Annotated in this window: 9 protein-coding genes and 1 pseudogene; 3 read left to right on the forward strand and 7 right to left on the reverse strand. The window is 54.9% G+C overall.

Annotated features, from left to right (window positions below):
- A pseudogene (locus tag IEV29_RS15090) lies at window positions 1–333 on the forward strand (methyl-accepting chemotaxis protein); the annotation flags it as partial.
- Between the two features lie 63 nt (window positions 334–396).
- Here the strand turns inward: IEV29_RS15090 and ettA are convergent.
- Complete coding sequence (ettA, locus tag IEV29_RS15095) at window positions 397–2,064, reverse strand: energy-dependent translational throttle protein EttA (RefSeq protein WP_188382169.1); 1,668 nt, start codon at window positions 2,062–2,064, stop codon at window positions 397–399.
- Between the two features lie 248 nt (window positions 2,065–2,312).
- Between ettA and IEV29_RS15100 the strand changes: the two genes are divergently transcribed.
- Window positions 2,313–4,190, forward strand: coding sequence for a potassium transporter Kup (locus tag IEV29_RS15100; RefSeq protein WP_188382170.1), 1,878 nt, complete (start codon window positions 2,313–2,315; stop codon window positions 4,188–4,190).
- Window positions 4,191–4,234: 44 nt separating this feature from the next.
- On the opposite strand, the gene rarD is transcribed toward IEV29_RS15100, so the two are convergent.
- The 3 genes from rarD to IEV29_RS15115 form a co-directional block, all read right to left on the reverse strand.
- Entirely contained in the window at window positions 4,235–5,125 is an 891-nt protein-coding gene (gene rarD, locus IEV29_RS15105; RefSeq protein ID WP_188382171.1) for an EamA family transporter RarD, read from the reverse strand.
- 145 nt (window positions 5,126–5,270) lie between these two features.
- Entirely contained in the window at window positions 5,271–7,427 is a 2,157-nt protein-coding gene (locus IEV29_RS15110) for a TonB-dependent receptor domain-containing protein (RefSeq protein ID WP_188382172.1), read from the reverse strand.
- Between the two features lie 284 nt (window positions 7,428–7,711).
- Complete coding sequence (locus IEV29_RS15115) at window positions 7,712–8,767, reverse strand: GGDEF domain-containing protein (protein WP_373464231.1); 1,056 nt, start codon at window positions 8,765–8,767, stop codon at window positions 7,712–7,714.
- A gap of 429 nt (window positions 8,768–9,196) precedes the next feature.
- On the opposite strand from IEV29_RS15115, the gene IEV29_RS15120 reads away from it, so the two are divergent.
- Entirely contained in the window at window positions 9,197–9,403 is a 207-nt protein-coding gene (locus IEV29_RS15120) for a cation transporter (protein WP_188382173.1), read from the forward strand.
- Window positions 9,404–9,475: 72 nt separating this feature from the next.
- Here the strand turns inward: IEV29_RS15120 and cueR are convergent, their stop codons facing one another.
- The 3 genes from cueR to IEV29_RS15135 all read right to left on the reverse strand — a co-directional run bounded on the left by cueR (window position 9,476) and on the right by IEV29_RS15135 (window position 13,360).
- The gene (gene cueR, locus IEV29_RS15125; RefSeq protein WP_188382174.1) at window positions 9,476–9,895 is read right to left on the reverse strand and encodes a Cu(I)-responsive transcriptional regulator; all 420 of its coding nucleotides are present in this window, start codon (window positions 9,893–9,895) and stop codon (window positions 9,476–9,478) included.
- Between the two features lie 61 nt (window positions 9,896–9,956).
- Window positions 9,957–12,329: a heavy metal translocating P-type ATPase gene (locus IEV29_RS15130; RefSeq protein ID WP_188382175.1), complete on the reverse strand. Its 2,373-nt coding sequence runs from the start codon at window positions 12,327–12,329 to the stop codon at window positions 9,957–9,959.
- Between the two features lie 80 nt (window positions 12,330–12,409).
- The gene (locus IEV29_RS15135; protein WP_188382176.1) at window positions 12,410–13,360 is read right to left on the reverse strand and encodes an aldo/keto reductase; all 951 of its coding nucleotides are present in this window, start codon (window positions 13,358–13,360) and stop codon (window positions 12,410–12,412) included.
- Between the last annotated feature and the right edge of the window lie 34 nt (window positions 13,361–13,394).

Below are 13,394 nucleotides of genomic sequence, written 5' to 3' on the forward strand. Positions count from 1 at the left end.
GCAAGTCAGGAGCAGACCGATGGCATCGAGCAGATCAATCAGGCGGTGATGCAGATGGATACGGTGACCCAGCAAAATGCAGCGCTGGTAGAAGAAGCGGCTGCAGCGGCCGCCTCGCTGCAGGATCAGGCGGCCAATCTGTCACAGGTTGTCAGTGTGTTCCGCCTGAATCATCAGGCTGCGGTATCCATTGCGCCTTCGCGTCCTGTTGTTGCCGTCAAAGCACCGGCTGTGCCGCGTCAACGTGCCGAACCCTCAATGCGTGCCATCGCGAAGCCGGCCAAAAAAGAACCAATGCCGCCAGCTTCGGATGATGATTGGGAACAGTTCTAGGCGCTATGTAGCCAGATTGAAAAAGCCGCGAATATCGCGGCTTTTTTTGTTGATACCTCAGACTTAGGTCGTCAGTGGCTTGTAGCGGATACGCTTCGGTTTGGCACCTTCTTCACCCAGACGTTTCTTCTTGTCGGCTTCGTATTCCTGATAATTGCCGTCAAAGAAAACGACTTGCGAATCGCCCTCGAACGCGAGGATATGCGTCGCAATGCGATCAAGGAACCAGCGATCGTGCGAGATCACCATCACGCTGCCTGCAAATTCCAGCAGCGCATCTTCGAGTGCGCGCAGGGTTTCCACGTCGAGATCGTTCGACGGTTCATCGAGAAGGAGTACGTTGCCGCCTTTGAGCAGGGTCTTCGCCAGATGCAGGCGGCCGCGTTCACCGCCGGACAGATTGCCGACGATCTTTTGCTGATCGCCACCCTTGAAGTTGAAGCGCCCCAGATACGCACGCGATGGCATCTCGAAGCGGCCTACGCTCAGAATGTCGGCGCCGCCTGAAACGTCTTCGAACACTGTCTTGGTGTTTGCCAAATCGTCGCGCGACTGATCGACCAGCGAGATTTTCGCGGTCTGGCCGATCACGACCTCGCCGCTATCCGGTTTGTCGATGCCGGCAATCATCTTGAACAGCGTCGATTTACCGGCACCGTTGGGGCCGATGATGCCGACGATGGCGCCCGGTGGAATCGTGAACGACACATTGTCGAGCAACAGACGATCGCCAAAGCCTTTCGAGACATTCTTGAACTCGATGACTTCGTTACCCAGACGCTCAGCGACGGGAATGAAGATTTCCTGCGTCTCGTTGCGCTTCTGGTATTCGTATTCGCTCAATTCATTGAAGCGCGCCAGACGTGCCTTCGACTTGGCTTGGCGTGCCTTCGGATTCTGGCGTGCCCATTCCAGTTCTTTCGCAAGGGCTTTCTGGCGTGCGGACTCGGTGGCTTCTTCCTGTTTCAAACGTGCCTGCTTCTGATCCAGCCATGACGAGTAATTGCCTTTCCATGGAATGCCGCTGCCGCGATCCAGTTCGAGAATCCATTCGGCAGCGTTGTCGAGGAAGTAGCGATCGTGGGTGATGCCGACCACGGTGCCGGGGAAGCGCAGGAGGAATTGCTCGAGCCATTCGACCGATTCTGCATCCAGATGGTTGGTCGGTTCGTCGAGCAGCAGCATGTCCGGCTTGGAAAGTAGCAACTTGCAGAGTGCGACGCGACGCTTTTCACCGCCGGACAGCACGCCGATCTTGGCATCCCATGGCGGCAGGCGCAACGCATCGGCAGCCATTTCGAGCTGCAGGTTCAGGTTGCCGCCGTCGGATGCAGCGATGATGGCTTCCAGACGTGCCTGTTCGGCAGCGAGGGCATCGAAGTCGGCATCTTCTTCCGCGTAGGCGGCGTAGACGGCATCCAGCTTGGCCTGCGCCTCGAAAGCTTCGCCGAGGCCGGATTCGACTTCCTGGCGCACGGTCTTTTCCGGATCGAGTTGCGGTTCCTGCGGCAGGTAGCCGATGTTCAGACCCGGCATCGGGCGTGCTTCACCCTGAATGTCGGTATCGATACCGGCCATGATTTTCAGTAGCGTCGATTTGCCCGAGCCGTTCAGGCCGAGGACGCCGATCTTGGCGCCGGGAAAGAAAGAGAGCGAGATGTCCTTGAGGATCTGGCGTTTGGGCGGGACGATCTTGCCCACGCGGTTCATGGTGTAGACGTAATTTGCCATTGGTTTCCGGTGATTGAGTCTTGCAAAAAGGTGGTGCAAGGATACCCGATCATGGCCGGTAATGCGATGTTGATTCCCGAGCCGGACGGGAGCCGCCATCCTCTCATTTGCGTCGTTTGTAAAGGGGGAAGGTGACGATTCAACGTCGGCGCAACAGGTCGTTCAGCACGGTTTGCGAATTTCTTGCATGATGATGGCCGGTGCGACTACTGTGCGTACCAACTTGTCCGTTTTTCCCGGAGTATTACTTGTCTGCCTCTGCAAAGAAAAGCAGCACCGCCGCGCTGACGCTGGCTGCCGTCGGCATTGTTTATGGCGATATTGGAACCAGTCCGCTGTATGCCATGAAAGAAGTCTTCGCCGAAGGGCATGGGCTTGCTTTGACAGCGGAAAACATTCTTGGCGTGGTTTCCCTCATTATCTGGGGCCTGATCATTGTCGTCTCGCTCAAATACGTCGTGCTCGTGCTGCGAGCGGATAACCGCGGCGAGGGCGGCATCATGGCGCTGCTGTCACTTGCGCTTTCGTCCGTCGGACGCAATTCCAAGGCGTACTTCCCGTTGATGGTCATGGGCGTGTTCGGCGCAACGCTGTTCTACGGTGATAGCGTGATTACACCGGCGATCTCGGTCTTGTCTGCTGTCGAAGGTTTGAGCGTGGCGGCGCCCGGGTTCGATCCGTACATCATGCCGCTGGCGGTCGTCGTGCTCGGCATCCTGTTTGCCATGCAGAGTCGTGGCACGGGCGGTCTGGGGCGATGGTTCGGCATCATCATGGTGATCTGGTTTGCCGTACTGGCAATGATGGGATTGGTCAACATCATTGAAAACCCGGGCGTGCTGCAATCGCTGAATCCCTGGCACGCCTTGCACTTCCTCGAAGGTCATCCGCTACTGGCGTTTATTGCACTGGGCGCGATCGTGCTGGCATTTACAGGCTCGGAAGCCTTATACGCCGACATGGGCCATTTTGGTAAGCGTCCGATTCGTCTTGCGTGGTTCATGGTTGCTTTCCCGGCGCTGGGTTTGAATTACATGGGACAAGGCGCGTTGCTGCTGGCGCGTCCGGAAGTGGTGTCGAACCCGTTTTACCAGCAGCTTGGCGAATGGAGCATCTATCCGCTGGTTGGTCTGGCAACACTGGCGACCATTATTGCCTCGCAGGCGACGATTTCGGGCGCGTTCTCGATGACCAAGCAGGCGATTGCGCTGGGTTTCCTGCCGCGCATGAAGATCGAATACACCTCGGCCAGCGAGATGGGCCAGATCTATGTGCCCGCGGTGAACTGGTCGCTGATGATTGTCGTGATGCTGGCTGTGATCGGGTTTGGTTCATCGTCCAATCTGGCAGCGGCCTACGGCATCGCGGTGACGGCGACCATGACAGTGACGACGATTTTGACTTTCTATGTGATCCGCTTCCGCTGGAAGTACAACCTGCTGTTGTGCATTCTGGCGACAGGGTTTTTTCTTGTGATCGACGTCAGTCTGTTGGCTGCCAACATGCTCAAGCTGCTGCATGGCGGCTGGTTCCCGCTGTTGCTGGCAGTGGTGCTGTTCGTCATGATGCTGACCTGGAAGCGCGGGCGTGAACTGGTGTTTGAGAATCTGCAGAAGCATGCAATTCCACTCGATGATTTCCTGACCTCGCTGTTTATCGCGCCCCCGACCCGCGTGCCGGGAACGGCGATCTTCATGCGGAGCGAATCGGATGGTGTGCCGCACGCGATGCTGCACAATCTGCTGCACAACAAAATTCTGCATGAACGCGTGGTTTTCCTTTCGGTGAACATGCTGGAAGTGCCGTATGTGCCGACCGAAGAGCAGGTACGCGTGCAGGAGCTTGGCAACGATTGTTATCAGATGACCGTGCAATACGGTTTCAAGGACACGCCGGATGTACCGATGGCGATGGAGCTTGCCGCGGAGCAGGGACTGGTATTCGACATGATGGAGACATCGTTTTTCATTGCTCGCCAGACCGTGGTGCCGAACCCGGAACGCGGCATGGCGCTGTGGCGTGAACACCTGTTTGTCACCATGTCGCGCCATGCACGCGATGCGGCAGATTACTATCAAATCCCTTCCAACCGCGTGATCGAACTGGGAACCAAGATCGAGATTTAATCGGCGTGCCGTAAGCTAAAAAGACAGCCAGTGGGCTGTCTTTTTTATTGGATGATGGTGCTGCGATTTTTGCTGTAAGTCATCCACAAACCATCGATTGAATACAGTGCAAGTGCGATCCAGATCGCGATAAAGCCGATCAGTCGCGCGCCGCCGAATGGCTCGTTATAGAGCCAGATGCCGAAGATCAGTTGTAGTGACGGCGTGATGTACTGCAGCAGTCCCATGGTCGAGAGCGGTACCAGACGTGCACCGCTGGCAAACAATAGCAACGGGATTGCCGTGATCGGGCCGGACAGCATCATCAGAATCTTTGTTGTCCATGAGGCATCCACAAATCCATGCGCGCCATTGGCCGTCATGAACGCGAGCGAGATCACCGCTAACGGAAACAGCAACAGTGTTTCCAGCGACAAGCCTTCCAGGGTGCCTAGTGATGCGGTCTTGCGTAAGAGTCCGTACATGCCAAAGGTGATGCCCAATAGCAGGCTGACCCATGGCGGATGACCGCTTTGCCACGTCAACCACAGCACGCCGATCGCAGCCATGGCGACTGCTGCCCATTGCAGCTTGCGCAGCCGCTCGCGCAGGATTACGGCACCGAGCAAAACATTAACTAGCGGTGTCATGAAGTAACCGAGGCTGGCATCCACCACGCGGCCTTCATTGACCGACCAGATATACAGGAACCAGTTGCTGGATAACAGCAATGCGCTCGCGGTAAAGCCGAACAACACTTTTGGTTGTCGCAAGGCTGGTTTCAACCAGGCCCACTGCTGACGTGCACTAAGCACCAGCGCAAGAAACACCAGTGCCCACACCATGCGATACATCAGTACTTCGAGCGGAGGAATCTCCTGCAACGACTTGAAGTAAATCGGGAACATGCCCCAAATCACATAGGCGCAAAAGGCGTAGAGGATGCCGGGGTTCATGGCAGAAATAATCGCGGAGAAAAGACAATCCCGCACATGCGGAATCGGGATGGCGATTATCCCAGTTATCGGGAAAAGCTGCCGGAGGGGTGCAGGAAAAGAAAAACGCCCTGACAGAGCAGGGCGTTTTGAAGGTGCTTACTTCTTAGAACTCGTAGTTTGCCGAGAGCCATAAGCGACGACGTTCGAAATTGCCGCGGTAGTAGGATTGGTAGCTCACTACGTTGTTTGCTGCAACAACACGCTGGTAATCTGCAAAGTTGTGATCCAACAGATTGTTAATGGCAAAGCCAAATGTCAGATTCTTGCTAACTTTGTAGTTAGTGCCAATATCAACGAGTGTGTAGCTTTTGTAATCGCCCAAGGTAGCTTTTACGCGAGAGTTACCAGTATCCTCACTACGATAACGTGTGCCGGTATAGCTCGCGCGTGCCCATGCCGACGTCTTGTCATTGACTTGCCAGTTCACACGTGTATTCAAAACGTGTTTAGGTGTCGCATTAAGTGGGCGGCCTGCGTTGGCCCCACTTTTTTGTTCACTATCGATCCAAGTATAGTTGGCAGACAGTTTCCAATCTTTAGCAAAATCCCAGCTACTTCCCATTTCAACGCCTTGAATGCTGGCTTCATCAACGTTGATTGGACGTGAGCGGTTGGTGGTGACGCCACCGACGACCAAGGGTGCAAGCGATTCGCTAGAGATCGCATTTTTAAAGTCTGTTTGGAAAACCGTCAGATTTGCACGGAACCCGTTCAAAGTATCAAAGTAAGCACCGATTTCTTTACTTGTACTGGTTTCAGGTTTGAGATCTGGATTACCCAAGGTCTGATTTGTACCTTGTCCGCTGTAGCCAACCACACCTTCATGCAATTCTTCCAAGCCTGGCGTGCGGTAGGCTTTAGAGATGCCGCCTTTTACTGTCCAATTGTCATTGGTATTCCACACCAAGTAGGCACGTGGCGATGTTTTTCCACCAAAAGTGCTATGGTCATCGCGACGGACTCCCAGAGTTAAAGCCAGGTCGTCACGGATACGCCATTCATTTTCTGCAAAAATTGCTGCTTGTCGGTATTTGAATTTTTGTGTTGCAACACCTTCAATCATTTCTGCTTCCAGCCATTGACCACCAAGGCTTAGCATATTGCGTCCAATTGCCGTGACTAACTTGGTGTCAAAGATCGTCGATGCAGATTCGAGCGTCCGTGGGGAGCCCGGTACAACGCCTGGTGGTGGTGTCGTTAGGTTTGGAACGGTACGACCAAGTGTTTCGGTGGTATTTCGCATCAAACTGGTATCCCAAATGCTATTGCTAAAGCGCCAAGTGTGGGCCAGAGTAATTTGATCTCGGTTGAATTTCTGTGTTGGACCGTAGCCAGCAAAGTTTGTCGCGGTGTCCAATGTTCCCAGTTGTCCGCGTTTGTTGTCATAAGTTTGACGACTTTGATCGATATCCAACGACAGTTCGTGGTTCTTGTTGGGTGTTAATGTCAATTTTGCGCCGACTGTTTCAATATCTGCACGAGTTGGGCTTGAACCAGTAACAAGCGTTGCCGTTGGATTTCTGCCATTCCATTGAATGTCGGAATTGTCGCGATGGAACTTCCGTGCACGAACTTGCAAACCCAGCAAATCAGTTTTGATTGGACCATTAAAGAAAAGGCTCACAGATTGTGAATCGCCATAGTCACGATGCTCGTTGATTGTTCCATCAACTGTGATAGACCCAGCCCATTCCTTTCCGACTTTTCTGGTGATGATGTTAATTACACCGCCCATTGCATCTGAGCCATACAACGTTGCCATCGGACCGCGAATGATTTCGATTCGTTCGATTGCAGATGTCGGCGGAATGAAGGAGGTAGATGTTTCACCAAATCCATTTGGGGTAACGTTGCCGGCAGCATTTTGGCGACGTCCATCAATCAGAATCAATGTGAACTTACTCGACATACCACGCATTTGGATATTCAGGCCGCCGGTTTTGCCGATGCCATCTGTGACGTCAATGCCCTCTACATGGGCAACTGCTTCCGCGATACTGCTAACACGATTTGACTCCAGTTCTTCGCGGGTGATGACGGAGATGCTGGCAGGCGCATCTTTAACTTGTTGTTCAAAGCCGGAAGCACTAACGACAACCTCTTGCAGTTGCTGCTCAGGCGCTGCCGTCTGCGCATGCGTCATCGTTGATGCGACAAACAATACTGCCGCTAACGGCCATGTACGGGATGCATAGGATTCGAGTGCGTTTTCCTTGCGGGCAAGGAAAGGCAGGCGCGAAGCGCCGGGGGATTTCAACATGACTGACTCCGGGAGAGAAAAATGAAGCTGGCTACGTCGTCAGGCGGGGGAACCGGTGATGCGGGGGACCGAATGCGATTGGCTTGCTAACAACAATATGCAGAAATCTTAACTTAATATTGAGAATTATTCGCACTATTATTCTTGTTTTCAGGAAATTATTTAAGGATGGAATACGTAGATTGATGATTTAAAAGAATTTTTCTTAATTTTTGCGTGTCGTCCATGTGCAACAAATAAAAACGGCACCCGCAGGTGCCGTTAAGAAATTGTAAAAAAATGGATTAGTCGAAGAACAATTCTTCGACCGATTCGCTTTGCTTGCCGCCAACCTGGATCAAACCCTGCTCCACCAGCTCATCGTAGTGGCAAACCTGATTGCGGCCGTGGTCTTTGGCGTGATAAAGCGCCTGATCGGCATGGCCCAGAATAACGACAGGGGTTTCTTGCGTGATGGCAGCAAAGCCGAGGCTGACAGTCACCTGCCCCACTTGCGGGAAGGTGTGCTTTTCGACGTTCTGGCGGAACCGCTCAAATACCATGCGGGCATCCTTCAGCGTGGTGGCGCGTAGCAGGATGACAAATTCTTCGCCGCCGAAACGGAAGATGCGGTCTTGCGAGCGAAACGAGGCACGCAGAATGTTGGCAACCAGAATCAGTACTTCGTCGCCATACAGATGGCCGAAGACGTCGTTGACGCGTTTGAAGTGATCGATATCAACCACGGCCAGCCACTGCGACTTGTCATCTGATCGGCGGCGGTCATCTTCCTTATGCTCTGCAAACTTGGCGCTGGCCAGACGGGCAAAACGTTCGTCGAAGGTCTTGCGATTCAGCAGGCCAGTCAGGGAATCGCGTTCGCTGTATTCAAGCAGGCTCTGATAATTACGATAGACGCTCAGAATGCCTTCCATCACCTGCAGCGTGTGCATGGGGAAAGGCTTGTCGTGAACGATTTCCAGACAGGTGGAAACCTTGTCGTTTTGCCAAATCGGAATCCATAGTGCGTGTTGTTGCTCACGCATTTCTTCAAAGCGATTCTTGCGTTGCGCGATACAGGCAACCAGACCCGGATACGCGACGATCGGCTCGCCAGTATCGGAGGCCAGCATCTCATTCTCGATCGTGTAGACCTTGCCATTGGCAATCCAGACGCGTGGACGAACGAGTAATTCGCCGCGTGCCTGAAACAATTCGAGCACGCGTGCTTCGGCAACGCCAACCATGTTGATAAGTGCGCTCATGACCGAAATATCGAGCAAATCATGATCGCGATGACCGGTGATCTCTACCAGATGATCCAGCAGAGACTCCATCTTGAGGGGTTCGGTGTTGCTCACGGTGTCGTCCATATCAATTTCATCAGTCCGCGTCTGACGGCTTTCTGCCTGCTCCGTACTCGACGCCGCGCATACGTAGAGATGGATTAGCTTCCTGTTATCGAATCTTAGGTCTGCTTTGCCGCTGCCCTGCGCGGATGAAAGTCAAGGTACGTTCCGGGCAAGCGGTGGATCGGATGCATTGTCATCGTTGGTGCGAATAATTTCCTTGTGGAAATTAAATCAATCACTTGCACTTGTGACGCGCATTCGTTCCTCACACAAAAGCTCACAATTGATGTCAAGCAATAGTCGGGCCAAAGCGAATAGTACGGTTGCTCCATTGCATCTTTGTGACATTAGCAATCAAATGCTTACACGCACCTTACTTGACTCTCCCATGGTGAGAAGGTTTAACCTTTCTTCACATTGATGAGAAAGGATTCAACCATGTATACCTTGCAAGTAGAAAAAATGAGCTGTGGTCACTGCGTCAAGGCCGTGACAAGCGCGGTACAAACGATCGATCCGCAAGCAACCGTGCAGGTCGATCTGGCGCAAAAAACAGTCAAAGTGGAATCTGCGGTGCCGGTGGATCGCATCGCTGCAGCCATTGTGGATGCGGGCTATCCGGTGCCGGCCGCAGAGGCTGGTTGAGCGCGTGATACTGCCCAACCGTGGGTGTTGGTCGGAAAATCACATGGCGAATGCGCGGTGCATTCGCCATTTTCAATTATTTGAACAGCAATGCCGGTCTTGCGCCGGATCGGACAGCCCAAGCAGGATAGGGCAATCGGCACGTTCGTCGCCACTGCACGAGCGTGCCAGATCGGCAAGCGTATCGCGCATCTCGCTCAGCGCCGTGATACGTTGATCCAATGCGTGCACATGCTCAAGTGCCAATGCTTTGACATCGGCACTGGCACGATGGGTGTCCTGCCAGAGCGAAAGCAGCGTGCGAATCTGTTCCAGCGAAAAATCCAGCGCACGTGCACGCTTGATGAAGCGCAGGGTATGCAAATCCTTGTCGTTGTAGATCCGGTAGCCGGCATCGGTACGCGGGCCGGGTTTGATCAGATCAATCGATTCGTAATGGCGGATCATCTTGGCAGAGATGCCGGACGCCGCTGCAGCCTGACCGATATTCATGACATGTCCTCAGTATGAGAAGAGTGCAGTGTAGCGCGTCAGCGCTCACACTGCTGCCTGCTCATCGCCCTGGTTTCCAGCGCCGTAACAGCAAGGCATTGCTGATCACGCTGACGGAGCTGAACGCCATTGCCGCACCGGCAAACATCGGATTGAGCAAACCGAATGCCGCCAGAGGAATGCCGACCACGTTGTAGATGAACGCCCAGAACAGATTCTGGCGAATCTTGTTGTAGGTGCGGTGTGAAATCTCGATGGCGTCGGCCACCAGGGCAGGATCACCGCGCATCAGTGTGATGCCTGCCGCGTGCATTGCAACGTCCGTGCCGGTCGACATTGCAATACCGACGTCTGCTGCGGCCAAGGCGGGCGCATCGTTAATGCCGTCGCCGACCATCGCAACGATCTGGCCGGTTTGCCTGAGCTCGTCAATCTTTGCTGTCTTTTCCGCTGGCAAAACCTGTGCAATGACACGATCAATGCCCAGTGTTTTGCCGACTGCATCTGCATTGCCCTGATTGTCGCCGCTCAAGAGCACCGTATCGATGCGCTGTGCATGCAGTCGTGTGATGGCACGTTGGGCACTGTCTTTGATCGTGTCGCTGGCGGTAATGAAGCCAAGCAGCTGGTGCGACGGCGTCAGTTGTGCTAGCCATGACAGGCTACGACCGCGACCTTCGAGGGCGTGTGCCTGTGCGTTGGCCGTATCGTCGATGGAAATGCCTTCTTCCCGCATCAGTCGTGAAGTGCCAAGCAGATACTGTTCGCCATTGATCGTTGCGCGCAGACCAAGTCCGGCTAACGCCTGCACTGCGCTCGCTTCTCCCGGCGTGATACCTAGCTCGGCTGCGTGCTGCATGACGGCAAGGCCGAACGGATGTTCACTGCCACGCTGGATGGTCGCCGCCAGTTGAAGCAATTGCTGCTCGGTGATGTCGAAAGCTTGCGTTTCCGCAACGCGCGCTTTGCCTTCAGTCAGTGTGCCGGTTTTGTCGAACACGACGGTTGTCACGCGATGCATGCTCTCCAGCGCTTCCGCATCCTTGATCAGAATGCCGAACTTCGCCGCGACACCCGTGCCCGCCATGATGGCGGTCGGTGTGGCGAGGCCAAGTGCGCACGGGCAGGCAATGACGAGCACCGTGACAGCATGAATGATCGCCGCTTCGACATCGCCATTTGCAATCCACCAGCCAACAAAGGTGAGCGCGGCAATGCCGAGCACGACGGGTACGAAGATCGCGCTGACGCGATCAACCAGGCGCTGGATTGGTGCCTTGGCAGATTGCGCATTTTCAACCATGCGGATAATGCGCGACAACGTGGTCTCGGCACCGATGGCTTCCGTGCGTACCAACAGCATGCCTTCTGCATTGATGGAGGCGCCGGTTACATGATCGCCTTCGCGCTTGACGACCGGCATACTTTCGCCGGTGATGAGCGATTCATCCACGTGACTGCGGCCATCGACGATACTGCCATCGACGGCGATCCGTTCGCCCGGGCGCACGACGATCAGATCGCCAACACGTACCGATTCGATGGCGACATCGACGTCCTTGCCATCGCGTCGCACGCGTGCCGAGTCAGGCCGCAACTTTTGCAAGGCACGGATAGCGGCCGTAGTTTGCTTCTTTGCACGTGCCTCCAGCCATTTGCCTAAAAGAATGAGCGTGATGACGACCACCGACGCTTCAAAGTACAGATGCGGTTCGTGACCCTCGTGTGCATTGAGCAAAAGATAGATGCTTAGGCCGTAAGCGGCACTGGTGCCCAGGGCGACCAGCAGATCCATGTTGCCGGTGCCGGCCTTCAGTGCATACCAGCCCGCGCGGTAGAAACGTGCGCCGAGCCAGAACTGTACCGGCGTCGCAATCAGCCACTGCAGCCAGCCATTTGGCATCCAGTGCACGCCAAACGGTTGCAGCAACATGGGGGCAACCAGGGGGAGGGATAACACCGCACCAACCGCAACCGGCCACCAGTCATGCGATGGTGACGAGGTCTCTGTGGTGGGAGACGCAGCAGGCAGCGTGGCGGTGTACCCGGCTGCGGTCACAGCGGCGACCAAGGTCGATGCCTTGGTGCCCGGCACAACCTGCGCGTGCGCCTGCTCGGTGGCGAGGTTGACGCTGACATCCAGCACGCCGTCGACCTGACGCAAGGCTTTTTCCACGCGACCAACGCATGACGCACATGTCATGTCGCCAACCTGCAATAGCACTTCTTCGGTCGGGACTGCGTAGCCTGCATTCTCAATCGCTTGTGCCAGCACGGGAAAATCGAGCAGTTGTGCCGATTCTACCCGGGCCTGTTCCGTGGCGAGATTGACGGTTACCTTCTCGACACCTGCCACCGCCGAGAGTGCACGCTCAACCCGACCCACGCACGATGTGCAGCTCATGCCATCAATTCTGATCGTTTGCTCATTCATGGGACACCTGATGCTGTTGAAGTATCGACAGCTTCAACTATCCCATGATTGGAAGGTCAAGTCTTTGACGCATTGTGCAATCAAACGGGAATATCGGCCGCGTGTTTTTTCCAGAATGCGGCATCCGGCAGGCGCCCGAAGCCGGCACGCGCATTGTCGGCCATGTGTTCCGGGCGACTGGTACCGGGAATGACGCAGGTTACCGCAGGGTGGCTCAAAGTGAACTTCAGCAGGAGTTGCGCCCAGCTTGTGCAGTCGATTTCCGCGGCCCAGGCCGGTAACGGCCTGTCACGCAGATTGCGGAGTAGTCCGCCGCCGCCAAACGGCTTGTTGATGATGACAGCGACGCCGCGTTCTGCTGCCAGCGGTAATAAACGCTGTTCGGCTGCGCGATCATCGAAGGAATAGTTGATTTGCAGGAAATCGAGTTTTTCGGCACGCAGCACGGCTTCCACTTCTGCATACGCGGAAGCGGTGTAATGCGTAATACCCAGAAAGCGGATGCGGCGCTGCGATTGCCAATCGCGCAAGGTGGCAAGCTGCGTTTTCCAGTCCACCAGATTATGGATCTGCATCAGATCGATGGTCTTTGTACGCAGGTAGGCAAAGGATTGTTCCATCTGATCGATCCCGGCTTGCCGGCCACGTATCCATACTTTGGTGGCGAGAAACGGTTTGGTTGCAGCAGGCAGCGTTGCCAGCAGTTCACCCGTTGTCTGTTCCGAGCGCCCATACATGGGCGAGCTGTCGATGACGCGTCCTCCTGCCGCAAATAGTGCTTGCAATACCGCGGGGAGTCGCTGGTACTCGGCACTCCCAGGGGCATGACCAAACCCGACCCAGGTTCCACAACCGATGACAGGCAGAGTTTCGCCACTGGAAGGGATGGCACGCGCATGCATTGTGGCGTTCGTTTGCGCCTGGCCGATCAATGGCAGTCCGGTGGTGCCGGCAAGAGCGGACAGTTCAAGCAATCGTCGTAGCGCTTGTCGACGTGTGTGATCGATATCGGAAGAGAAGGATGAATGCATGAAAGCTCCTTGTATGTCTGGATGATCAACATGT

Origin of the sequence: Oxalicibacterium faecigallinarum (genome assembly GCF_014635705.1) — a bacterium.
Classification (GTDB): Bacteria; Pseudomonadota; Gammaproteobacteria; order Burkholderiales; family Burkholderiaceae_D; genus Oxalicibacterium; species Oxalicibacterium faecigallinarum.

Excerpts from the sequence above, each read along its gene's own strand:
- IEV29_RS15110 (WP_188382172.1), bottom strand. The coding sequence starts at position 7,427 with ATGTTGAAATCCCCCGGCGCTTCGCGCCTGCCTTTCCTTGCCCGCAAG.
- IEV29_RS15120 (WP_188382173.1), top strand. The coding sequence starts at position 9,197 with ATGTATACCTTGCAAGTAGAAAAAATGAGCTGTGGTCACTGCGTCAAG.
- rarD (WP_188382171.1), bottom strand. The coding sequence starts at position 5,125 with ATGAACCCCGGCATCCTCTACGCCTTTTGCGCCTATGTGATTTGGGGC.
- ettA (WP_188382169.1), bottom strand. The coding sequence starts at position 2,064 with ATGGCAAATTACGTCTACACCATGAACCGCGTGGGCAAGATCGTCCCG.
- IEV29_RS15135 (WP_188382176.1), bottom strand. The coding sequence starts at position 13,360 with ATGCATTCATCCTTCTCTTCCGATATCGATCACACACGTCGACAAGCG.
- IEV29_RS15130 (WP_188382175.1), bottom strand. The coding sequence starts at position 12,329 with ATGAATGAGCAAACGATCAGAATTGATGGCATGAGCTGCACATCGTGC.
- cueR (WP_188382174.1), bottom strand. The coding sequence starts at position 9,895 with ATGAATATCGGTCAGGCTGCAGCGGCGTCCGGCATCTCTGCCAAGATG.